We start from the raw sequence: 23214 nt of genomic DNA, 5'->3' as shown, positions 1-23214 counted from the left end.
CTCCCTGCAGACGTTTATGATTCTTTAAAAAGAGATATTCGATCTAAAAATAATACAGCAGCCAGCAAATCTGCACTTCCACCTGGAGAAGCGTTAGATGATAGAAAAATATGATCTAACGCTTCCAGCCGCTGTTTTCCTATTGATGTAGATACCCCTCCAACTTCTAACACATTGGATGCCGCCATTTTAACCTCCTCTAATACAACTGGACCAGCACGATGCAAAATACACGTATCATCAAGATTGGCGATTAGTGTTACTAAAGTATCAATCCGCGCTGATGTTTCATGTATGCCTAGCTTGCGAGCCTTATGTAAAGCAGGCAAGCCTATATGAATCACGTGAGGAAATCCTTGCTTCGCCTCTCCAGCCGCTCCTTTTGCGCCATACTTTTTTTTCACACGAAGTCCATTAGATGAATGCAGAGTACAAAAGCGATCTGCATAACGAGCAATTTTTCCTGCAGCTTCTGTGATGGATGCAGGTGATGCTTGAATACCGCAAACCGCTGTTGCAGAAGCAAGTAGACCTAATGCCCAAATAGCTCCCTTGTGTGTATTTACACCATCCGTAGCCCCGTACATAATTTGTTCACCTTCGCGTCCAATTCGAGCAATTTCTTCCCTTAGCATCTGACTCGGCTGCTTTCCTTGACTATATAATGCAATCTGTGAGAAGGTCGGTTGTAAAGCATAAGCAGAGGCTAGCAGCGTCTCAATATTCATATCTTGATGAGATCCAGTTGTTGCTGCATCTACAAGCCCCGGCTTAGGTGTAAGTACCGCTTCATCAACTAAAGCGGTAACTGCCATTTTAGCTATCAGGCATGAAGAAAACACAGTTGTTTTTGACTCTTCTTGAATACGCATATTTTTTACCAGCTCCTAAATTTAGCAGGCGGATTATATAAACCATCTGACCATTCTACTAAATCTTCTACACTTTTCGCGGCTAACAGCGAACGCTTTGCTTCCGTACGGCGAATCTGTAAATCTTCCGGAAAAGCCACTAAGCCATCTCTGCGCATTCTTTCCACTTTATTTTGGTTGTGCCGTAACCCTATAGGCGTTACCCCCGCTACTGCTTCAAGCGCTGCTTTTCTTTCTTCCAAGCTTTGTGCTTTATATAAATAAGCAATTCCTTCTTCAGTCACGACATGTGTCACATCATCCCCGTAAATCATGACAGGAGCAGTAGCTAAGTTTGCTTGTTTAGCTACATTTACCGCATCCAAAGACTCAACGAAAACAGGCTCATTTCCTGATTGAAAGGTTTCAACCATTTGTACAACTAGCTTTCTGCCTCTTGCTAATTCATGCTTATCGTTCATCATATCCAACCAAGCAGACGTAGAATGCCGTCGGCCTCTAGGATCATGCCCCATGTTAGGCGCTCCGCCAAACCCTGATAAACGTCCAGATGTGACGGTAGAAGAATTTCCTTCTCCATCTATTTGCAAAGTTGATCCCACGAAAGCATCTACTGCATATTGACCAGCCACTTGACACATCGCACGGTTTGAGCGCAGGCTGCCGTCGCGTCCTGTAAAAAATACATCTGGACGGGCTGCTGTGTATTGTTCCATTCCTACTTCTCCGCCAAAGCAGTGTACGCTCTCAATCCATCCGCTTTCAATAGCCGGAATTAACGTAGGGTGAGGGTTCAGAGCCCAGTGCTTGCATATTTTACCTTTCAGCCCTAACTTTTCTCCATAGGTAGGCAGCAAAAGCTCAATTGCAGCTGTATTAAAGCCAATGCCATGATTTAATGATTGTACGCTGTGGCGCTCATAGATACCTCGAATCGTCATCATAGCCATTAGAATTTGGAGCTCTGTAATATGACGAGGATCTCGGGTAAATAAAGCTTCCAATTGATAAGGCTGATTGGCCACGACGATACAATCAATCCAAGAAGCCGGAATATCAACTCGCGGAAGTTCTTCAACAAGTTCATTTACCTGCACAATGACAATTCCGTCCTTAAACGCTGTTGCTTCAATAATCGTCGGCGTTTCTTCCGTATTTGCTCCTGTATATAAGTTACCTTGTGCATCCGCTTTATCGGCAGCCACTAATGCAATATTGGGAATTAAATCAATGAAAAGGCGTCCGTAAAGCTCTAGATATGTATGAATTTCTCCCATTTTCAACGTGCCATCTTCAATCATTTGAGATACGCGAAGACTTTGAGCACCGGCGTACGAAAAATCAATTTTTTCAGCAATTCCTTTCTCAAATATGTCGAGGTGTTCCGGGCGTGAAATACTAGACATAATCATATGAAGACCGTTTATTTTATCAGCGCTTACTTCATTCAGCGCCTTTGATAAAAAAGATGCTTGCTTTTGATTGTCTCCTTCAAGCACTACTTTATCTCCGGGTGATATAAGCAATTCTAACGCTTCAATAATGTGTTCATTATCCAATAACTTTCCTTTAAGAAGTTGGTCTATTTTCGCAAGGCGAGCTGCTTTTTGATCTCGGCGGGTTGTCCATGATTTTGAAGTTTTTTTTATTCCACTCATGTTCTAGCTCCTTTCTTCTACTCCTAAATTAATGCGCTTACATTTTTTCTTTCTCCATTAAAATTAACACAGATTTCATAGTAGATTCGGCTGCAGAAATAGCCCTTGCTTCCGGAAAGCTCTTAGCAGTCAAATCCGTTAGTACTCTTCCTGGAGCCATTTCAATATATAATCTTGTACCCATTTCATACATAACTTCCGTCATATCATGCCAACGGACGGGCAGGGCAACACTCTCTGCCAGATCTTCCTTAATATCAGCAGCTTTCCATAATTTCCGAGCTTTACAATTACCTATAAAAGGAACGATCGGGTCTTTTCCTTTCACTTCCGTTATTACTTTTCGTAATTCGCTCGAAACTCCTTCCATAAGAGGACAGTGAGAAGGCACCGTTACATGAAGCATTTTGGTTTTCCTAGCCCCTTTTTTAGATGCTTTTTCAAGAACTTCCTCAATTGCTTTTAAGGTGCCAGAAAGCGTTATTTGATCAGGAGCATTTAGATTCGCTACGTAAACAGGAGCTGCATCGGTGGATATTTCATGTACAATAGAGAGAAGCTGATGTTCGCGCAGTCCCATTACAACCCCCATACCATAACCATCAGGATAGGCATTTTCCATCAGTTCCCCTCTTTTTCCCACAAGAAAAAGAGCTTCTTTAAAAGATAACACTTCAGATATAACTGCTGCTCCAAACGCCCCTATTGAATGCCCTCCTACCACGTCTGGCGAGTAACCTTTGTTTTTAAACGACCTAGCCGTAGCCACTCCTGCAATAAAAAGACATATCTGAACATTTTTATTACATTTTAATTTTTCTGACGAATCTAACGATAATACGTCTTGATTTAAAGCCTCACTTGCTTCTTCAAACGTAGTCGTTAATCCCCATTTATTTTTTATATCATGAAGCATACCAGCATATTGTGCACCTTGTCCTGGAAATAGAAATGCAACACTCATCGTGTTTCTCCTTTCGACTTTATATCACCCAAGGAGATAATGGATACTTTTATTATAAAGAACATAGGATCAATAACTCTAATACATATTTCTTATATATCCTATAACTTGAAATCTATATAAAAAGAGCGTTAGACATAACGAAATCAATGGAATCTGGAATCTAAAGATGAGCGAATTGGATAAATGAAAAAATCCGAACGATTCATCGTTCGGATTTTCCTTTAAGTAAACTGCTTTTGTCTCAGCCTCTTTTTGTTTGCTACATATGAGACGGGAAATGCGGAAGCACTTCTTCACCAAGCTCATGTATGACTTCTTCAGCCGGACGCTTACTATCAAAAAGAGCAAAAAAGAGATGGTTAACTCCTATTTCTTTATAAATAGAAAGAAGCTCAATTAATGTATTACGCCCTGCTCGAAATCCTAAACGAATTGGCGTTGGCATTTCATTTGGATCTTCTGCCAAATCTAGATGCATAGGTTGTGTAAAAGGTTTAAAAACGCCTGGATGATAGATATCAACCAGTTCTCTCCACTGTTTAATGGCTTCTGCTTGAAAATGCGGATGACGAGGATAGTACATCCAGCCGTCTCCATACTGTGCAAACCACTCCATATTTTGCTGGCTGTATCCCGTGATCATCGTTGGAATACGTTTCGTTGGCTTAGGAACAACATTTGCTCCTTGAATGGACCCCAAAGCAGACTGGATAGATGGAAATTCTTTATTTAACGCTTCTTCTAAATAATGAAAAGCCTCTGCAAATCGCTTTCCTCTTTCTTCATGAGGAATACCTAACCCTCGAAAATCTGCTTGATGGTCTCCAGAGGATACGCCCATAATCAAACGCTCAGGAAAAAGCTGATCAATGGTTGCCATTTCTTTAGCTACACGAAGCGGATGACGTAAAGGCAGCACAATAGCAGATGTACTGAGAGCAATTTCTTTTGTTTGACTGGCAAGGTAAGTCAAATGAATAAGCATATCATAAATTTGACCCGTGGCTGGATCGCCAAATGATGGATCTTGAAGAAGGACATCACGGAACCATAAGCTTGTAAACCCATATTGTTCTGCAAGCTGCGTGAGCTCTACTTGTTTCTCCATCGTAGGCGTGGCATACTGATAATTTTCAAGCGGCATATGCAAACCTAACGTTAACTCATTCTCCTTGTACATACGACGATACGCCTTATGATATTGAAATGCAGTCATTTGCTTCCTCTCCTTTTATAGCTAAGAGATCATCGCAAAAGGCGATGATCTCTGTTTTATTTTGCTTTTGCTTCTATTGAGCGGCTCCATGCGGTTAATAAGACCGCTCCTAAAACCATCACTCCTCCAATCCAAGGAGTATGAACAAGACCAATGGAATCAACAATCAGGCCGCCTACAAAAGAACCAATAGCAATTCCAACGTTAAATGCAGCAATATTCAGCGCAGAGGCTACGTTTACTGCTGAAGGAACATACTTTTCAGCTAAGTTCACGACCAGCACTTGCAGTCCAGGTACGTTCATAAATGCCAATAAGCCCATGGCAAAAATCGTAATTGTTCCCGCTACTTTAAACGATGCAGTAAACGATAAAATAACTAAGATAACGGCTTGAATTAAAAACATCCAAAATAATGCTTTTAACGGATTTTTATTCGCAGCTTTTCCTCCAATCGTATTTCCGATGGCTACTGCTACGCCGTATACTAATAGCAAGATACTAACTGCGCTTGGTGCGTATCCTGTTAACTTTTCAAGAATAGGTGCTAAATACGTATAAGCTACAAACGTTCCGCCATAACCTAAAGCAGTAATAGCAAACGATAGTAAAAGCGGCCCGTTTTTCAAAATTTTTAATTGATCACTAAACTTTGCCGGCGGCGCTTCTTTTAAGTTTTTAGGCACTAAAAGAGCACTGGCAATAATGGCAATAACGCCAAGTAACGCTACTCCCCAAAATGTTGCTCTCCAGCCGAAAGCTTGTCCGATAAATGTACCAAGTGGAACACCTGTAACAGTTGCAACTGTCAAACCTGTAAACATTAAAGCAATGGCACTTGCCCGCTTATCTTCCGGCACCAAATCAGCAGCGATAGTCGCACCGATAGAAAAGAAAATCCCGTGTGAAAATGCAGTAATAATTCGTGCTATAAGCAGCAGCCCAAAGCTTGTTGATAAAGCTGCTACTGAGTTTCCTACGATAAAAATAACCATTAATAGCATCAGCAATGATTTTCTGCTCATTTTACTTGTTAATGCTGTTAATACGGGCGCTCCAAATGCAACTCCCATTGCGTACCCTGAAATTAATAACCCTGCTAGTGTAATGGAAATATTTAAATCATCTGCAAGCGATGATAATAAACCTACTGGAACAAACTCTGTTGTCCCGATTCCAAAGGCGCTAATAGCTAGCGCTAATAGCGGCAAAGCACCGCTTTTTTTACTTTGTTGTGTTTGTGAAAGTGTATTCACTTCTTAACGCCTCCTGTTCGTTATAATAACTTTTTATAATAGCTTCTCTTACAGCTGATTAGCTTAGGTACCCTTCATATATTCGCTAACCGGCCATCAACAATTGTTATTATGAGCGATGTAGAACCAAAGAAAAAGTACGCACTTTCAAGTGATATAGGTACCTGGAGGTTACAATAAGCATAAATACTAAAGTCATGAACTATTGGGTATTCTAAAAAAATGCTTACACCTAGAAAATTCTGCGCTATAGTGGTATGATAAACATCAGAAAAAATGCGAAACCATGCATTTAACCGTTATCTCTAGAACAAGGAGAGTTGTTAACGTGAAAAAATATAATATTCCAGTGGAAGCGGCATTAGAAGTCATTGGAGGCAAGTGGAAAGTCGTTATTCTTTGCCACTTAATTAAAGGGACAAAACGCCCTGGAGAATTAAAAAGAATTATGCCGCGCGTTACACAAAAAGTATTAACGCAGCAGCTTCGTGAGCTTGAAGCAGACGGCATCATTGTTAGAAAAATGTACAATGAAATGCCGCCTCGAGTAGAATATTCTTTAACAGATTACGGATGGTCTTTAAAAAGCATTCTTGATTCACTATGCTCTTGGGGAGAACATCATATTGAAAAAACGTACCCTGATAAAGAAGCTGTACTTATGCAGCCTGTAGAAGAAGTCACTGTTTCTAATTAAAAAAAGCTGACTAGATAGTCAGCTTTTTCATTCCCTTACTTTCTTTATTTTTTCAGACGATGTACGTATTCAGGAGGAACCTTTATGACAGAACAACTTAAAAAGAAAATTAGCCTTCAAGATGCTATCAAACAGCAGCTTGCTAATAAGAAAAATCAATCTTCAAGTAAAGCTAAGAACGGCAGTACCAATCAAGCAACCAAAAAGCTGACGAGTCAACAAACCAAAAAAACGAATAATCAGCGAAAGAGAACAGGTGTATAATGAACGGACAAAATAGAAAAGACGTAGCCCCTGGAATTGAAGTCGACATTGTTTTAAAAGCAGATCAGCGTTCTGGAAAACTTACACACGGAACGGTCAAAGACATTCTGACCAATTCAAGCTTTCACCCGCACGGTATCAAAGTTCGTTTAACAGATGGACAAGTCGGACGCATAAAAGAAATTTACCCAAATTAAAAAAGCATGTATTTTACATGCTTTTTTAATTTACACTTCAAATAAATCTACTTATCATTTCCTACTTTTGTTAAAATAAAGAAGCACTGTCGTCCCCTTTCTTTCCCTTGGGAACTCACGCAAGGAAAAAAAAGGTGGTGGATAGTCTGAGACGAATCCTCAAGTCATTTTTCCTAGATGCTGAGAATGTTCAGCTCCTAACGGCTTACGTGGAGCTTTTAGGAGCCATAGTCGCTCTTGTTTTGCTATTTTTCCAGTAGTAAAATAAGTAATCACCGATAAGTATCGTCTAAAGGGTTCTTCATCCATAAGGCTCGTGTGGTGATTGTCTTTAGGGAATGGTGTTTGGCGGCACTTCCCTATAGTAAAAAGACAGCTTCCTTGCAGAAATGGACAAGGTGTAATCAACTACGGCCGATTATGGGTGCAGGACCTTTTTCTTTATTAGTCTATGTCTTTTTTTTACTTCCCATACACAAAAATAAAAAAACCTCCGAGTTGGCGGTCTCGAAGGTTTTTTCTAGTGAATCGTTTTCGACAAATCCTCATCCGGGCTAACAAGGTTCAGATCTAATAAGATTATGTGATGAATTTCTTCACCTTACAAGTTAAACTTGTCAAAGCTAAGAATTCATTCGCTTGTTAAGAATAACTGAACGTGCGCTCCGGATTGTCATTTTTCCTAGCCTTAGTATATCATATTTGTTGAAAATAGGTAAAAAAAGTGTTCGACAAAGCTTGTCAGCAGCTCTTTACCTATTTCATATTTTTCAAAACAAAAAACATTTTACAAATATGAAGGAATTTCATACTATTAGATAAAAGATAGAAGATAGAAGTATTCTGACTTGGAGAGGATTTCAATGAAGCAACCACAGTTAGAAAAAGAAATTCGAGCCTTACAATCAGATATTTACCAATTAGCTAAGAAAACAAGCAGCTATTCTCACGGTGAGATCTTAAAATTAAGTCAAAAGCTAGATCAAAAAATTGTTCGTTACCAAAAGCTTTTTAACCATACCAAATAAGAGCCGCGTAGGACTTTCACTTGCTATCCCCCAAGTACCATAAACCTACAGATAAAACAGATGTGTTTTATTCGCAATAGGTACATCTCTGCTTCCCTAATTAATTAGGGAAGTTTTTTATTTAGAAAATTAAAACCTTCTCCTTTCCTTTGGTTAGTTGTCATACAAATTGGGTATTCAATCAGTAGGCCTTAAAACTTATTTAAGAAACTTAAAGGAGAGAATGCATGATGAGTAATGCTGATACTACCGAAACAAAAAAAGGCGCCGATTTACTAGTAGAAAGTTTGGCAAGTCAGAATGTGCCTTATATTTTTGGCATTCCAGGAGCCAAAATTGATGGCGTATTTGATGTTTTGAAAGAAAAAGGACCGGAAGTAATTGTTTGCCGCCACGAACAAAATGCTGCGTTTATGGCAGCTGCTATGGGAAGATTGACAGGTACGCCGGGCGTTTGCCTTGTCACATCAGGTCCAGGTGCCGCTAATTTAGCCACTGGCCTTGTCACTGCTACTTCTGAAGGTGATCCAGTGGTAGCCCTAGCAGGAGCCGTTCCAAGAGCAGATCGATTAAAAAAGACGCATCAATCAATGGACAATGAAGGACTATTTAAATCTATCGCCAAATTCAGCGTTGAGGTAGAAGATGCTGCAAACGTTCCAGAAGTGATAACAGACGCCTTTCGTGAAGCAGTTTCTTCTCCTTCAGGAGCATCTTTTGTCAGCTTGCCGCAGGATGTAATGGATGGCGAAACATCAGCTTCCACTCTATCCTTTCTAAAAACTCCTACGATTGGCGCTGCTAATTTAGACGCTGTTGCCCAAGCTATACACACTATTCGCACAGCAAAACTACCTGTTTTACTTTTAGGTATGAGAGCAAGTAAATCTAAAGCAGTGGAATCAATCCGTCAACTCGTAGCAGAACATGACCTTCCTGTCGTAGAAACGTTCCAAGGTGCGGGAGCTGTTTCACGAGAGCTTGAAACTCACTTTTTTGGACGAGTAGGTCTTTTTCGCAATCAGCCTGGAGACGTCTTATTGAAGCATGCTGACGTCGTCTTAACAATCGGATATGACCCAATTGAATACCCTCCTTCTCTTTGGAACTCAGAAAGTCAAAGAAGCATTATTCATTTAGATGATGTACAAGCACAAGCTGACCACCATTATCAGCCGGAAATTGAGTTAGTAGGGGATATCCCAAGCACCATCGACATATTAACGGATAAACTCCCACATTTAATACGTTCAACAGAAAGTGCTTCTTTTTTAAAAACGCTAAAAAGCAAACTTGAACAACCTGACGATCAGTACGAGTTTTCTAATGACACTCACCTTCATCCCCTACAGTTAATTGAAGCTCTGCAGGACTTTGTTGAAGATGATACTACCATCACATGTGACGTTGGTTCGCATTACATATGGATGGCTCGTTATTTTCGTTCCTATGAACCTCAGCATTTACTATTCAGCAACGGCATGCAAACGCTAGGTGTTGCTTTGCCTTGGGCTATTTCAGCTGCACTCGTTCGCCCCCATAAAAAAGTTCTGTCCATGTCTGGAGACGGCGGGTTTTTATTTTCAGCTATGGAGCTCGAGACAGCCGTTCGGTTAAACTTACCAATTGTTCACATTATCTGGAACGATCAAACCTACGATATGGTTGGCTTTCAACAGCAGATTAAATATGGCCGAAAATCTGCGGTAGAGTTCGGGAGTGTAGACTTTGTTACGCTTGCTGAAAGTTTTGGTGCCAAAGGATTTAGAGTGAACTCACCAGAAGAATTTTCGGACACTCTAGCAAGCGCTTTTCGTGAACAAGGCCCCGTTATCATCGACGTGCCTGTAGATTATAAAGATAATGAAAAATTAAATACACAGCTACTGCCAGATCAAATTAACTGAAAGGACTGAGTAAAGAATGAGCAATAAAGAAAAATTAACGATTCACCAAACTTCCACTATGATTGCTTTATTGGACGGAGTATTTGACGGTGTTGTCACATACAGGGATTTAGCTAAGAAAGGTGATTTCGGCATCGGCACGTTTAATCAGCTGGATGGTGAAATGATTGCCTTTGACGGAGAATTTTATCACATTGCTGATGGGAAAGCCGCACCTATTAGTGAAGATGCAAAAACACCTTTTGCCATTATGACAACCTTTTATGAAGATATCTCTTATCGTGTAGAAGAGGAAATGAACCGTGAACAACTAGAAACCTTAATGAACGAGCTTATTCCCAGTCCGAATTTATTCTATGCAGTTCGTATTGACGGGAAGTTTAAAGAAGTAAAAACTCGCACTGTTGCAAAGCAAGAGAAACCCTATCCTTCCATGGTAGATGCAGCTGCTGATCAGCCTACATTTACATCTTCAGATGTAAATGGAACACTAGCAGGTTTTTACACGCCAGAATATTCTTCAGGCATCGGTGTTCCCGGGTATCACCTGCACTTTATTGATGAATATAAAAAAGAAGGTGGACATGTTTTAGACGTCTCCGTTCAAGATGTTACCATTCAAATTTGCAAAAAAACGAAATTAAATCTCAATTTATCGGAAACAAGTGAATTTCTAAATGCTAATTTAGAAGACCATGATGTAGAAGAAGAAATTGCGACGGCTGAATAAGCAACGATACTTTTACTGATAAAAAAACTCTCATCGCTGCGCATGACGATGAGAGTTTTTTAATCGAGTTCACCCCGCACATCTATCACAACACAGAAACCTTCCGCCTATACGTAAAAGGAATCCGTGTCTTTTAAAACATAGAAAAAAGGTATTTCAGTCTCATTTAGACATCTAGCCATTCGATCCTTAAAGTTATCTAATTTAATGATGCCTTTTGCTTCTTCGAACGTAAAATATCCTACATCCTGCGTTTCACTAGAAACTGAAATTTCCCCGCTAATCGCTTTTCCCTTTAATAAAACAACAGTAGTAGATCGTTTAACATCTTGCTCTACTCCAAGAAAGTTGGTCACTTCAACAACAATTCCAGATTCCTCTTTAACTTCCCGTATACCCGCATCCTTTATCGATTCACCTGCTTCTACAAAACCTCCAGGAAATTCCCATCCCCGTCTATGGTTTTTGACTAGAAGCACGTGATGATCTTGATTGATTACCATAACTGCTACAGCTAATTTTTGATTCAACTTTTTCTCACTCTCCTTTTAAAGCTTTAAGATATTGTTCAAGAAGGTGAAGAAATCTTTCTATATCTCTATATGTGATATCACCAATATTTGCTATTCTAAACGTTTCTAATTTATCAACTTTACCAGGATAAATGGTAAACCCTTGTTTATAAAAAAAATCATGCATAATATCAAAATTATACTTTTTATCGGAAGGCTCGATGATAGAGGTAATAATTTTAGAATGATGTGTTTTAGGAACCAAATAGGTTAACCCAAGCCGAGTAATTCCATCAGTTAAAGTAGTCCACGATTTTGAGTAGCGCTCATATCGTTTCTCAATTCCTTCCCACTGAGTTTCTATAATTGCCTGCTTTAAGGCATACATAGTCTGAACAGGAGGAGTAAAACGCATTTGTTTATTCATTTGGAAATAGCGATACTGATCATATAAATGAAGATAAAGGTTACGAGGCTTCATTTGCTCCGTTTTTTCTAACCGGTCTTTATTTGCTATAACAAACGACACGCCTGCCATTCCTTGAAGGTTCTTATTTGCACTTGCGGCCAGATAGCTTATATTCATTTTTTGCATGTCAATCGGAACAGCTGCATACGAACTCATTGCATCCACAATCATCTCGATATTTTTCACGGCACAAAATTCCCCAATTTGTTCAATATCATTAAGAAGCCCTGTTGAAGTTTCACAGTGAACAAGTGCCAGATAAGAAACGTTCGTTGAAATCTTTTTTATAAAAGCTTCTAAGTCGTTCATATCAATAGCCTGCTCGGCGGAGCTTTTATATTCTGCATAATTCAGCCCATAAACCGCGGCGATTTTACACATTCTCTCACCGTATGGACCGTTATTGATAATAACCACAGTACCGTTATCAATTACTGAACTTAAAATCGATTCCACTGCCGCCGTTCCAGATCCGCCGAATAATACCGTAGTATACTTCTCTGGATTCCCAACAAATTTTGTTAGTTCAGCAGAGATAAATTCCATCGTCTCTCCAAATTCTTTTTCTCTCGGGCAAATGTCCTCCACTATTTGAGCATACTTGACGGTGTCTGTTGTAGTTGCCGGTCCCGGGTTTAGGAGTATGTTTCTCTTAACAGCGTGTGGAATACCTTCTCGAGCTTTAATAATCGGATAAACAATAGTAGTTGCTCTTACCCAGTGATCCTCATCATCCACTTCACACCATGCTAAATTGTCCAGTTTATGAATATACACATTTGTTTTTTTAGAAATTTTAACGAGGCCATATTCATAATCGATCGTTTGACTAAACTGAAAGAGCGTATTTGCTTCATCACACAGTCTCTGAAATGTAGCATAAGAGAGTTTGGTTAAACCAACTAATTCTGCATAGATACTACTCAACTCTTCTTTTTGTTTTGACATATTCTTAAGGTTATTATTTCCATCAGTTTCGATATACACTTCATCGCCAGCACCGTTCAATTTACTCGCTAGTATGACATCTGATCTCGAATGGTTTACTAATGTTTTCAACGCACTCTTTTCATAAATTACATCTGATTCCAACAGTAAAAAATCGTCTTTAATATGATCCTTAAATTGATAGAGCGTAAACAGACTTCCTGTTGTTTCGTATCTGGAGTTATTAACACATTTTATTTGAGGATACTTATTCATTAATTTTTCATATTCTTCTTTCATATAACCTGTTCCAATAAAAATCGTCTTAACTCCCGCTTCTATTAACTTCGAAATGGAATGTTCAATAATCGATTTTTCATCAATCATCAAAAAACCTTTAGGGCGATTTCCAGCTCTTCTACGAATTCTGCTCCCCATCCCTGCAGCTAGAATAACAGCTGTTTTAATCATCTAAAAACACCTGCAGTCTTTCTCTGACTTCATAAGGCTTCATTTCAGGACGCCCCAGGTTCTTTTTAGATCCTTTCGCTATTTTAAGATATAAAAACGTTAATTTTTTATCATTTTTCCACTGTTTTATATACGTCTCTAACTCATTTAAGTTATGAACATGAATGGAATGTTGATACCCACAGGAAGAAGCAATATCTACAAAATTAATGTTATGAGAGACCGTATGTTGTCCCCCTGTAGAATCATGGGTTTGATTATCTAAAAGAATGTGTAATAAATTTTCCGGACAATAGTATCCGTTGGTTGCTAGATTTCCCATGCGCATAAGCAAAGCTCCGTCTCCATCAATCGTAATAATGTTCTTTTCATTTCTGCTCAAAGCTAGGCCCAAACCAATGGAACTAACGCATCCCATAGATCCAACCATATAAAAATTATTTCTAGCATCTTCTATTTCGTAAAGCTCTCGGCCAGTTTTTCCTGTAGCAGCCAATTGAATAGTATCGTTGTCTTTTAATGAATTAACTACTTGTAATGCCTCATACCTTGAAGGTAATTCGTTGGTTGCCACCTGTTCACTTTTCATTTTAGAAGCAACGTTTTTGATTGATTGTTCTAAAAGCTTAACTGGCTCAAACGTTCCTTTTTTTACAATAAAAAAGTAGCTTTCATTATTTTCAACAGCTTGATTAGCCCGCTGTAATTGGTTTTTAACTTCCGCAACATCAAAAGATAAATATTCCCATTTTATTTTCATCGTATTTAGCAGGGCAGGAGTAATTTCTCCCATTAATTCATGCTGCGGTTCATCTGGACATCCAGGTTCTCCTCGCAAGCTGACAAATCCAAGGACAGGAATTTTAAATGGATGGATAAGAGAGGTTAAAGGGGAAACAGCATTTGCTAATCCGGAGTTCTGCATTAACACAACCGCTTTGTTACCAGCAATTGATGCACCAGCAGCAATCGCTACCGCTTCTCCTTCGTTTGCTGCTGCAACGTATTCACATTCGTTAATAGCGTAGTTAATAAGAGGTTTAAGATACGAACAAGGCACCCCGCTATAAAATTGAAAACCTAGTTTTTTTAATTGCTTCCCAAATGATGATGTACTAATCATTTTTGCCACCATCTTTTTGAATCTTTGTATACGTTTCCGTATCTATCCATGACCCCATCGTATATTTAACAGCAACCGGATGAATTAGATTAATATAATTAAAGAAATCAGAGAACGTGAGCTGAGCAAAATCTTTTCTTTGTGCCAGTTCTTCCAAAGCTTTTTTTACAACCTCAGTGCCTTTTCCGGAAACTTTCCAAAGACCAATGAATTCACCATGAATGTTTTTAGAGTTTGGATTGCACGACATTTGAATTAAGTCTACTGTTTTGGAATACAGCTGTTTGGAATAGGGAAGTTTAGCGGTTACATAAGATGTTTGATTTCCTTTTAACTCGTAATCCGCTCCTGCTACGATAGTGATATCGCCACTTTCATGAATTAACTCCTCAAAAACATGTGTTTTATACACGATGTTACTATCGCTTATTAAAGTAGCAGTTCCTAGCTTATCCCTCGCAGCATAAAGAGGATATAATTCTCCTCTATTAGCAGATACCTTATCTTCCATAGCTTTGCTACTGTCTACTTTTATACTATTTGTCACGCCGACTTTTTTTAACTGATTTATTTGTTCAGTTATTAAAGCGTCATTTGCTGATTCTTTTACCAGAATCATAGCGTTTGTGCTATGATTAGCAGAGCTTAAATAAAGTTTCTCTGCCATATCGAGCTCTTCAGCTTTTTGAAGGCGAAAAACTTCCTCAAGCGGAGAGACCTTTTTTTCTACGTTAATCAAACTTTGATCATAATAAATCTGAGCGGACGTTTTCTGCATAGCCGTAATGGAAGACCTTAAGTTATGGTTAGCCCAAATGCTCAAGCTAATTCCTAAATCACTAAATTTATCAGTTGGAACCGAATAGTATTTGGTTGGAACAATAATAACCGGGAGCCTGTTTCCCCACTCTTTCATAAAAGCTTCGATCTCTGTCATATCTGACCTTTTACTATGAATCAAAACGGCGTCGGTTCCCGCTTGGCGATAAGCTTCTGCACGCTTTAAAGCTTCTTTCAGCCCCCACCCTGCAATAAAAGCTTCTACGCGCGATACCACCACAAAATCTTCATCTTTTTGACTGTCTTTCATTGCTTTAATTTTGCCGCAAAATTCATTAATATCTGCAAGCGGCTGTGCTTCACCTTTAATAAATGAGTTTGTTTTTGGAAACAGTTTATCTTCAATACACACTCCTGGAATGTCTCGCTGCTCCAATTTCTTAACCAATCTTCTTGCATTATTAAAATTCCCATAGCCTGTATCGCCGTCGAGAAGAATTGGAACGGACGTTGCGTCACTCATAAACTCTAAGATGTCTAATACCTGTGTCCATGAAGCCTCGTTATTATCTCTTACACCCAGTGCTGCAGATAATGACAAGCCACTCGCCCATATCCCTTTGAATCCGGCTTCTTCTACAATCTTTGCAGATAGCGCACTGTGAGCTTCCATAATAAACTCTAGCTGTTTACTTTCTATCAACTCTCTTAGCTGTTTAGTCTTCTTCATTTCTATCCTCCTTTTACTCTTCGTTGTCTGGAATGAGTGTATTTCTTAATTGTTTAAAAGTAGGTTTTTTCATAACACGATGCGTTACTTTTAATAGAAGTATTGTATTTTCATTTAAATAAGGAGCTAAAACACCGTATACTTCGTCGCCGGTATTACAAAAATAAACTTTATTAGGATCCATTCCATATTTTAAAGCTCCTGTTCCGATAGCTTTTGCTTCATCTCCTACTACAACCAGAATGTTAATTTTTGATTCCGCTGCTTTTCTTCCCATCTCTTCGTATTGTTTAATTGCATGAGGCCCTTCTCCTAGCTGAGGCATGTAGCCTAATAAAGCGATAGATTGTTTCTCTTTTGACATATCGCTAAGAACTTTAAGAGCTGTAGCCATTGATAAAGGTGAAGAGTTCCATGTATCATTAATTACCGTACATTCATTCATTCCTCTTTTAAATTCCAAATGTTCTTCTACTTGTTCAAATAAGCTAAGTCTTTGTATGGCAACGGAAATATCAACGCCCACATAAAATACAGCAGCAATGGCAGCAAGTGCGTTATAAACATTATGTTCACCATATCCAGGGATAAAGGCATTGTACTCTTTGTTTTTGTGTTTTAAAGTAAAAGCCATTCCTCCATTGGCATATTTAATATCTTTCGCCTGAAATTGGGAACCATCATTTTTACCTATATATACAACGCCTTTAAAAGGACTCACATCAAGTACTTTCTTAATATTTTCGTCATCTGCGTTTAAAATCAAAATGCCGCTATTTGGATCTAAGCCTTCTACAATTTCAGCTTTTGCTTTCATGTATTCTTCAGGCGTTTCACAATCAGCGAGATGGTGTACGCCTATATTTAATAAAATTCGTATTTGCGGTTGAAAGTAGCGGCACGCAACTTTTAGATAGCCTGGATAAGCGACCGGCATCTCAAAAACAGCTACTTCCGTCGTATCGTCAATACCTGTTAAATAACGTAGATTTACAGACATAGAATTCATACTCATCCACGTAGCTTTCACTTTATAATCTTCAATTAATATTTGTCGGATCATCTCTTTCGTAGTCGTTTTTCCACAAGTTCCTGTAACACCAATAACAGGAAGATCAAAAAGCCCTCGGTAGTATTCGATAAATTTCCAATAAGCATCTTCTAATTGAGCTGTTTTAACAAGAATAATATTTCCCCCTAAGTTCGTGCACAGCTCGGGTTGATCTGTTATAACGACGATTGAATGATTTTCTTTCCAATACTTCCCTCTAATCGGTTCTCTATCTAAATGAAAGATGAGTGTATGATCCTCTATATCTCTTTTAGCGTAGTTTATAGCATGTTTAATAACCGGATTTCCTGATCCATAACAAAGGTCTCCCCCCGTTTGTTTAAGGATTTCATTTAATGTGAAGTTCTTCATGTTAAATCCTCCTTTTCTTCTTCGTAACCCGCCAGTGAAGATGCATAATTGAGCAGACGAATCCCCGCCAAAGTACGCAGCTTATAGGCTCTAATTTGTGAGAATAGACTATCTGGTTTTGCATTTATTTCGAGTAACTTTATGGAACCATACTGATCTATACATAAATCTACTGCCAGCTCCCCAAAAGGGCCCACTTTCTCCTCTACTGTTGCAACAATATTTTTAGATATTTTAGCTAGTTGGTTTATAACGAGCCTTCTGTCTGTTGGATCAGGGTATAAACTATTCAATATTTTACTGAGGCGCATATTCGTTTCAGAATCTTCCGTTAGCACATCTTCACCGGTGAGGCGCGCAACCATACCCGTTCGAAGCCAAATTTGCTTTTCATTTTTTTGCATATAAACCCGTATTTCTAAATTTTTATCTTTATGCTGCTTTCTGCGAATTCCTTCTTGAACAAGATAAGGATTGTTTTTCATCAAAGGAGAGAGCAAAGTAAATAGTTCTTCCATATTACTGAATTGATGAAGCTCTTTTTTATTAAGATCAAACCAAAAGATGCCTGTTGGTCGGCGAACGATGCGCATGACTCCTTTACTTAAGGCTCCGCCAAGCGGTTTTAAATAAACTTCTCCGTAGCTATCAAGCATTTCTGCAATGTCAGCAGGTTTTTTTACTAGACGTGACTCCGGAAGAAATTCTTCATATTCTTTCATAAGAAGTTGATATGTTGCCCACTTATCTCCCGTAAGCTGAAACAAATTTGAAGAATTAACAAAAGGAATTTTATAAATCGCCTGAAGTTTTGCCCTTACTTCATCTATTAAAATATTTTTTCTACCATCTATGAAATAACGATCATAAATAACAGCAGGAAAAGGAAAAAGCCCTTCACCGTTAATGGTTGTTCCTTTAACCAGTTTTTTCTCCCAATCAATATCTTCGGGTTCAAACACATATACAAGCATTCGCTTTTCATTTGCTAAGCGACATAAATGGTGGAAATAAGTTGTTTGTCTTTCAAAAGGACGGTTAGCAAGAATGCCAATGATAGGACCTAAAGTTATGATACCTTCTGAAGCTGATAGCTTGGGGCACCAATCTTTTGGGAGAGATAGTTTATCACGGAGAGATTTAGAGAGTTGAACCATATTTGGATGGCGAAATGAAAAAGGGTAAGAATGAACAGTTGCGGTTGATATTGCCTTTCCTGCACTAACAATTGTAGACTGCCCCTCTTTGAGGCCGTATTTTAAACGGAGCTTTTTGGGGATTTGGATAATATATCCGCGATTATAGATTTCTTTAGAAATCTTTACATTCCAATTGCTGCGAATATCATTTGATTCATCACAAGAAATTTCTTTTTCGATCATTTCAAATAGAAAAGATAGTTCATTTTGATAGTGTGGATAGCTAGATGTTTTCATAAGATTCGCCTTGATATCTTTCCACATCCGTTTAAGAAAGATTTTATTCCCTTGATAGTAGGCACGCTGCGTAAGTGGATGAAATAAAAATTCGCTTTTTAATTCATGATGATGGGTAGCAACTAGCTGAGCAAGAGCTAAAGTAGAGAGAGTAATTCTAGGGTCGATAATCCAAGAGCTTAACGTTAAATACTCAAATCCATACGGTTTCTCACGATAGCGTCCAAGGCCTCCATGGTTCGTTTTCCTTCTAAGTTTAGCGGTTTTAGATTCTTCTATCAGCGCTACTGGAATAGCAAGGTAGTGGTCAAGAGCTCTTAATAAAGATAAAGAAAGCGGGATGCCAAAATGAATATGCCCTCCACATTGATACCCTGAAAACGGCATGCTTCCTGCCCGAAAATGAACGTTTTTATATGGTACCTGTGCAGATGCTTTTTCTATTAATTTTTGGATATTCTGAAATAGCTCTGTTGATGAATTCGCTTTTTCAGGCCTAACTTCTACTAATGCATACTCACCGCTATCTTGCTCTATTTGCCTTTCATCACAACCTACCGGACCTTCAACAGAAAAGAAAGTAGAAGCTGGTAGAAGCTCTCCATCACAACTTAACATAAACTCAACATCAGCACCCATGCTAAAAGGAACACTAGGCTTTAGCGGATTTTCTATCCATTCGCTTTCTGATGAGTTAATATCTGTGACGATACACTCTCCGTTTTCTAATACACCCATTTTAACAAAGCCGCTTTTAGCTCCTGTTACGTAGAGCGCTCGAATGGCTACGTTCATCAGCATTTCCGGTACATCCATGCTGTTTATCTGTTCTAATTTCCAACCGAAGGCTTGCGTTCGAATGGGTATTTCATTAAATACTACATGTTCACTGGTCACTACTTGTACTGTTTTTACGCTCAGTCCTTCTACTTCTAGACAATATTCTTTGTCTATTGCATATATTTTCGTAAAATAATCATATCCTTCATATATTGCTTGATCCTTTGTATTGACGATAACAATATCTCTTCCGCTACGGTGACCATATTTCCTCCCTATCACTGGATATGAACAGGTTTTTGGGTCAACTAATTCAACAGACGGTATATTATTCAGATTAAGAGTTTGCAACGTCATTTCTTTATCAGATAATATCCCTAACTCTTCTCTCATTGGATCCATTTTAAAGCCTCCTAATTAGAACTTTCTATCGTATTTTGCTACTTTAATGCCCTATAACAATAATCAGCTAATCATATAGTATGTAACTATACAAAATACTCCTGTACATTTATCTATTTATTTCCACCGTATCTAAAAACTTTTTATGTATGTATTTAACACGCGTAATAATTCACCGATTTTATTTTCACTGCATTTATTATAGAAAGGATAGATTTCAAACGATATAAAAGGAGAAATAGTCAATGACATTAAAATTCATTCATGGAAACTACTTAAAATACAATAAAGGAACCGGCTTTATGAGCTGTCATGTGGATGCACTTCATGCAGAACCACCCGCTGCTGATTTATTTACGGATAAAATTGTAGAGAATTTAGTTAAGAAAACAGGATGTGCAGGAATCGTTAGTACGGTTTCTAGAACCGTAGCAGATTTAAATAGAAACCTAAATAAAACAAACTACGAGGGGATACAAGAATATAGAAGAACAATCCAAGAAATTATCAAATCTTTAAAGATAATAGATAGTAATGATTGCCTTTTAACACCCTATTTGCATTTATCTTTTCATGGAATGAAGGATACACATTACGGGCCTTATGCAATTGAAGTGGGGACTTTAAAAGGACAATCTTGCTCAAAGGACGTTAAAGATTGGTTTCAACAGGCCTTGACTAAAAAAGCTGAAGATTCGTTACCAAAAATCCATGTAATAGTTGATAATAAATTTGTTGGAAACGAATCAATTGCCTTTCACAGACAAGGTGACAATAGGAACTATACAGGTTACAGTCATAATTTTAATACGTTTCAAATTGAACTATCCCGGACTCTGCGCAGCAAACATAGATCTGCTATAACAAATATATTTTCCGAGATTATTGATGACTTTCAACAAACATTTGTCGCTACTTAGTTTTTAAGAATCCTTTCCGTCTACTATTTCTTTTATATATTTAGGTAAAACAAATGATGCGCGGAAAATTTCAGGATCAATATATTGAGTATGTGAATGCTGTAGCTTCGTTAAATCGGCCTGAAGAGGATCCATTTTTTTAGAAGCAATCGTAAAACTCCAAATGCCGCAAGGGAACAGAGGTATAGTCACTAGATATGTGCGGACAATGGGAAATAGCTCCTTTAAATTTTTAACTGTGCCTTGTAACGTAGAAGTATTGTAGTAAGGAGAACCTGATTGAAAAACAACCACGCCATCATCTTTAAGGCTGTTGTAGACATATTGATAAAAATCAGGTTGAAATAGTTTTTTTCCGGGCCCAACAGGGTCAGGTCGATCAATTATGAGAACATCATAAACTCCTTTTTGTTCTTGAATCCAATCTATTCCATCTCGATGTATCATATTGAGCCTGGTTTCACCATCATAACAAGAAGCCGGAGTTAGCCAGGTGCGGCAGATTTCTGTAACTTTTGGATCAATTTCGACTACATCAATTTGTTGAATTCCATCATACTTCATTGCCTCCCGTGCAGGACCACAGTCTCCTCCGCCAATCATCGCAACTTTTTGGGGATTTGAATGCGTTATAATTGGCACATGGCTAATCATTTCATTATAAATAAACCCTTCTCCTGTTGAAATTTGTGGAGTACCATCTAGCACCAGCATTTTCCCATACCATTTTGTATCCACAATACTGATTTGCTGATAGGAAGATTGCTCATAGTGAAGCAGACTTTTTACTTTATACCCCATTTTCACTCTAGCCTGTCCAACGTAACTCCAGATCCAGAGAACTCCATTATCATCCTTTTTATAACCTGAAAGAGGATGCTTTTCTGTCACTTTTTCCACCTTCTATTTCAAAAATTTGTGTTCTATATAAAATATGAATTATTTTTCATTTCGCTATAATTCGATAGCACAAATTTATAGGTGCTTACTCTATTAATCTCTTCTAATTTCAATGTTTCTTCCATTCTTCCCACAATATTTCTACTTACTTTTCTTTCGAAGCTTTTTAATCGTTTCTTCATCAGCACTTAGATAGAGTACAACTCTAAGTTATCTCTCCGCCTTTATCTGCGTCCGTTCTTCAGCAAAAGTACGGAAGAAAGCCTAACACAGAATGATACATAAGAAAGAAAGCGTAGTATCATAATTACCATATTGCAACAGCTTTACGCTGTATATAAAAAAGGAGGTTTTTAAGCAATGTTTTCTAAACGGCCCTTATCTGTACTTCTTATCTCGACTTTATCTATGATTATTGCTTTTTCAGTATGGTCTGTCTTCGCGCCTATCGCCGCAGATATTCAAGTGATGTATTCATTAACCAATGCTGAAAAAAGTATCTTAATTGCCACTCCCGTCTTATTAGGTTCACTCATGCGGATTCCAATGGGAATTTTAACAGATCGCTTCGGCGGAAGAAAAGTGTATTCGTTAACAATGCTTGCTCTTTTACTCCCTACCATTTGTGCAGGCTTTACTCATTCTTACTCCATGCTGCTCTTTTGGGCATTTTTTATCGGCATGGCTGGAACAACATTTGCTATTTCCATTACATATGTCTCTAAATGGTATTCACCTCAAAAGCAAGGTTTTATTTTAGGAATTGCCGGGATGGGCAACTTAGGATCAGCGGTAGCAAGCTTTAGTATTCCACTTATCTTTTCTTCTTTTGGCTTGCCTTGGGTATTTTGGAGTTTAGCAATTGCGGTAGCTTTAATGGCTCTTTTATTATGGGTAGGAACTTCAGACCACCCTTCTGCTGCTTCTCCTAAAACGCTGCAGGAATCTTTATCGGTATTAAAATTTAGAGAAACGTGGTTTTTGTCCGTTTTCTATTTTTTAACATTCGGTGGATTTGTCACATTCAGCATCTATCTCCCTACCATTTTGCACGATCAATTTAATGCATCAACCGTAGACAGCGGGCTGAAAACAGCTATTTTTGTTGTATTAGCAACGTTTGTACGGCCTCTTGGAGGATATTTATCGGATGTATTCGGAGCAAAAAAAGTACTCACCTTTGTCTTTACCGGAATGCTGCTAATAGGATTATTTATCGCCTTTACCATCAGCTCCTTCGCGCTATTCAGCGCAGGTTGCTTACTTGCAGCCATTACCCTTGGTATCGGAAATGGAGCTGTTTTTAAAATGGTTCCATCTGTTTCAACAGGAAATATTGGAGCTGTTACGGGGATCGTAGGAGCATTCGGAGGAGTAGGCGGCTTTTTCCCTCCTATTGTGCTAGGCTTTATAAAAGATACAAGCGGAGATTACGTTGTCGGTTTTTCCTTACTAGCGCTTTTTGCTCTATTCTGTCTCTTACTGAATTATTCTGGATTCAAAAAACAAGATGTACGTATTAACCAAAAGCACCTTGCCTGATTCCACG

General features: G+C 38.4%; 20 protein-coding genes. 8 read left to right on the top strand and 12 right to left on the bottom strand.

The features are described 5' to 3' along the window. Positions 1 to 14: 14 nt before the first annotated feature. The 5 genes from ACMX9J_RS14560 to ACMX9J_RS14540 all read right to left on the bottom strand — a co-directional run bounded on the left by ACMX9J_RS14560 (position 15) and on the right by ACMX9J_RS14540 (position 5969). Entirely contained in the window at positions 15 to 872 is an 858-nt protein-coding gene (locus ACMX9J_RS14560) for a triphosphoribosyl-dephospho-CoA synthase (protein WP_034269473.1), read from the bottom strand. Positions 873 to 877: 5 nt separating this feature from the next. Continuing rightward, on the bottom strand, positions 878 to 2530 hold the full coding sequence (gene mdcA, locus ACMX9J_RS14555) for a malonate decarboxylase subunit alpha (protein ID WP_154973544.1): 1653 nt from the start codon (positions 2528 to 2530) through the stop codon (positions 878 to 880). Positions 2531 to 2567: 37 nt separating this feature from the next. After that, positions 2568 to 3494 (bottom strand): ACP S-malonyltransferase, encoded by a 927-nt coding sequence (locus tag ACMX9J_RS14550; RefSeq protein ID WP_416225899.1) that lies wholly within the window; start codon positions 3492 to 3494, stop codon positions 2568 to 2570. Between the two features lie 262 nt (positions 3495 to 3756). After that, positions 3757 to 4713, bottom strand: a complete 957-nt coding sequence (locus ACMX9J_RS14545) for an LLM class oxidoreductase (RefSeq protein WP_416225898.1) — start codon at positions 4711 to 4713, stop codon at positions 3757 to 3759. Positions 4714 to 4769: 56 nt separating this feature from the next. Next, complete coding sequence (locus tag ACMX9J_RS14540) at positions 4770 to 5969, bottom strand: MFS transporter (RefSeq protein ID WP_014461498.1); 1200 nt, start codon at positions 5967 to 5969, stop codon at positions 4770 to 4772. A 328-nt stretch (positions 5970 to 6297) separates the two neighbouring features. Here ACMX9J_RS14540 and ACMX9J_RS14535 point away from each other — a divergent pair, with 328 nt between their 5' ends. The 6 genes from ACMX9J_RS14535 to budA all read left to right on the top strand — a co-directional run bounded on the left by ACMX9J_RS14535 (position 6298) and on the right by budA (position 10792). Next, a complete protein-coding gene (locus tag ACMX9J_RS14535; protein WP_013055500.1) occupies positions 6298 to 6666 on the top strand; it encodes a winged helix-turn-helix transcriptional regulator in 369 nt (122 codons plus the stop codon). A gap of 84 nt (positions 6667 to 6750) precedes the next feature. Then, positions 6751 to 6930 carry a hypothetical protein gene (locus tag ACMX9J_RS14530; RefSeq protein ID WP_028412301.1) on the top strand — a complete coding sequence of 60 codons (180 nt, stop codon included), beginning with the start codon at positions 6751 to 6753 and terminating at the stop codon, positions 6928 to 6930. Further along, positions 6930 to 7127 (top strand): YwbE family protein, encoded by a 198-nt coding sequence (locus ACMX9J_RS14525; protein ID WP_013055498.1) that lies wholly within the window; start codon positions 6930 to 6932, stop codon positions 7125 to 7127. The genes ACMX9J_RS14530 and ACMX9J_RS14525 overlap by 1 nt, the downstream gene beginning before the upstream one ends. A gap of 863 nt (positions 7128 to 7990) precedes the next feature. Beyond that, complete coding sequence (locus ACMX9J_RS14520) at positions 7991 to 8155, top strand: aspartyl-phosphate phosphatase Spo0E family protein (RefSeq protein ID WP_080754377.1); 165 nt, start codon at positions 7991 to 7993, stop codon at positions 8153 to 8155. Between the two features lie 227 nt (positions 8156 to 8382). Next, entirely contained in the window at positions 8383 to 10062 is a 1680-nt protein-coding gene (gene alsS, locus ACMX9J_RS14515) for an acetolactate synthase AlsS (protein ID WP_098113876.1), read from the top strand. 16 nt (positions 10063 to 10078) lie between these two features. After that, positions 10079 to 10792 carry an acetolactate decarboxylase gene (budA, locus tag ACMX9J_RS14510; RefSeq protein WP_028412303.1) on the top strand — a complete coding sequence of 238 codons (714 nt, stop codon included), beginning with the start codon at positions 10079 to 10081 and terminating at the stop codon, positions 10790 to 10792. A gap of 107 nt (positions 10793 to 10899) precedes the next feature. Here budA and ACMX9J_RS14505 read toward each other — a convergent pair whose 3' ends face one another. From ACMX9J_RS14505 to ACMX9J_RS14480, 6 genes are read right to left on the bottom strand one after another with little or no spacing between them, the layout of a single operon-like run. After that, positions 10900 to 11322: an NUDIX hydrolase gene (locus ACMX9J_RS14505; protein WP_416225897.1), complete on the bottom strand. Its 423-nt coding sequence runs from the start codon at positions 11320 to 11322 to the stop codon at positions 10900 to 10902. 7 nt (positions 11323 to 11329) lie between these two features. Beyond that, positions 11330 to 13171, bottom strand: coding sequence for a 2-aminoethylphosphonate aminotransferase (locus ACMX9J_RS14500; RefSeq protein ID WP_034269455.1), 1842 nt, complete (start codon positions 13169 to 13171; stop codon positions 11330 to 11332). Further along, on the bottom strand, positions 13164 to 14294 hold the full coding sequence (gene aepY, locus ACMX9J_RS14495) for a phosphonopyruvate decarboxylase (protein ID WP_416225896.1): 1131 nt from the start codon (positions 14292 to 14294) through the stop codon (positions 13164 to 13166). The genes ACMX9J_RS14500 and aepY overlap by 8 nt, the downstream gene beginning before the upstream one ends. Next, positions 14287 to 15804: a phosphoenolpyruvate mutase gene (gene aepX / locus ACMX9J_RS14490; RefSeq protein WP_034269449.1), complete on the bottom strand. Its 1518-nt coding sequence runs from the start codon at positions 15802 to 15804 to the stop codon at positions 14287 to 14289. Before aepX ends, aepY begins: the two co-directional genes overlap by 8 nt. A 13-nt stretch (positions 15805 to 15817) precedes the next feature. Further along, positions 15818 to 17227 (bottom strand): Mur ligase family protein, encoded by a 1410-nt coding sequence (locus ACMX9J_RS14485; protein WP_034269446.1) that lies wholly within the window; start codon positions 17225 to 17227, stop codon positions 15818 to 15820. Continuing rightward, positions 17224 to 19845 (bottom strand): putative amidoligase domain-containing protein, encoded by a 2622-nt coding sequence (locus tag ACMX9J_RS14480; RefSeq protein WP_416225895.1) that lies wholly within the window; start codon positions 19843 to 19845, stop codon positions 17224 to 17226. The genes ACMX9J_RS14485 and ACMX9J_RS14480 overlap by 4 nt, the downstream gene beginning before the upstream one ends. A gap of 245 nt (positions 19846 to 20090) precedes the next feature. On the opposite strand from ACMX9J_RS14480, the gene ACMX9J_RS14475 reads away from it, so the two are divergent. Beyond that, positions 20091 to 20765 carry a hypothetical protein gene (locus ACMX9J_RS14475; protein WP_047751627.1) on the top strand — a complete coding sequence of 225 codons (675 nt, stop codon included), beginning with the start codon at positions 20091 to 20093 and terminating at the stop codon, positions 20763 to 20765. Between the two features lie 3 nt (positions 20766 to 20768). On the opposite strand, the gene speE is transcribed toward ACMX9J_RS14475, so the two are convergent. After that, complete coding sequence (speE, locus tag ACMX9J_RS14470) at positions 20769 to 21656, bottom strand: polyamine aminopropyltransferase (RefSeq protein ID WP_034269436.1); 888 nt, start codon at positions 21654 to 21656, stop codon at positions 20769 to 20771. A gap of 369 nt (positions 21657 to 22025) precedes the next feature. On the opposite strand from speE, the gene ACMX9J_RS14465 reads away from it, so the two are divergent. Beyond that, complete coding sequence (locus ACMX9J_RS14465; protein ID WP_047751628.1) at positions 22026 to 23207, top strand: MFS transporter; 1182 nt, start codon at positions 22026 to 22028, stop codon at positions 23205 to 23207. The last annotated feature ends 7 nt before the right edge of the window (positions 23208 to 23214 follow it).

Source organism: Priestia sp. RMT2NF4 (assembly GCF_047872835.1).
Classification (GTDB): Bacteria; Bacillota; Bacilli; order Bacillales; family Bacillaceae_H; genus Priestia; species Priestia zanthoxyli.
This window is presented reverse-complemented; position numbering and strand designations above follow the sequence as displayed.

Coding starts and splice junctions, on each gene's coding strand:
- ACMX9J_RS14560 (WP_034269473.1), bottom strand. CDS start 872: ATGCGTATTCAAGAAGAGTCAAAAACAACTGTGTTTTCTTCATGCCTG.
- mdcA (WP_154973544.1), bottom strand. CDS start 2,530: ATGAGTGGAATAAAAAAAACTTCAAAATCATGGACAACCCGCCGAGAT.
- ACMX9J_RS14550 (WP_416225899.1), bottom strand. CDS start 3,494: ATGAGTGTTGCATTTCTATTTCCAGGACAAGGTGCACAATATGCTGGT.
- ACMX9J_RS14545 (WP_416225898.1), bottom strand. CDS start 4,713: ATGACTGCATTTCAATATCATAAGGCGTATCGTCGTATGTACAAGGAG.
- ACMX9J_RS14530 (WP_028412301.1), top strand. CDS start 6,751: ATGACAGAACAACTTAAAAAGAAAATTAGCCTTCAAGATGCTATCAAA.
- ACMX9J_RS14525 (WP_013055498.1), top strand. CDS start 6,930: ATGAACGGACAAAATAGAAAAGACGTAGCCCCTGGAATTGAAGTCGAC.
- ACMX9J_RS14520 (WP_080754377.1), top strand. CDS start 7,991: ATGAAGCAACCACAGTTAGAAAAAGAAATTCGAGCCTTACAATCAGAT.
- alsS (WP_098113876.1), top strand. CDS start 8,383: ATGATGAGTAATGCTGATACTACCGAAACAAAAAAAGGCGCCGATTTA.
- budA (WP_028412303.1), top strand. CDS start 10,079: ATGAGCAATAAAGAAAAATTAACGATTCACCAAACTTCCACTATGATT.
- ACMX9J_RS14500 (WP_034269455.1), bottom strand. CDS start 13,171: ATGATTAAAACAGCTGTTATTCTAGCTGCAGGGATGGGGAGCAGAATT.
- aepY (WP_416225896.1), bottom strand. CDS start 14,294: ATGATTAGTACATCATCATTTGGGAAGCAATTAAAAAAACTAGGTTTT.
- aepX (WP_034269449.1), bottom strand. CDS start 15,804: ATGAAGAAGACTAAACAGCTAAGAGAGTTGATAGAAAGTAAACAGCTA.
- ACMX9J_RS14485 (WP_034269446.1), bottom strand. CDS start 17,227: ATGAAGAACTTCACATTAAATGAAATCCTTAAACAAACGGGGGGAGAC.
- ACMX9J_RS14480 (WP_416225895.1), bottom strand. CDS start 19,845: ATGGATCCAATGAGAGAAGAGTTAGGGATATTATCTGATAAAGAAATG.
- ACMX9J_RS14475 (WP_047751627.1), top strand. CDS start 20,091: ATGACATTAAAATTCATTCATGGAAACTACTTAAAATACAATAAAGGA.
- ACMX9J_RS14465 (WP_047751628.1), top strand. CDS start 22,026: ATGTTTTCTAAACGGCCCTTATCTGTACTTCTTATCTCGACTTTATCT.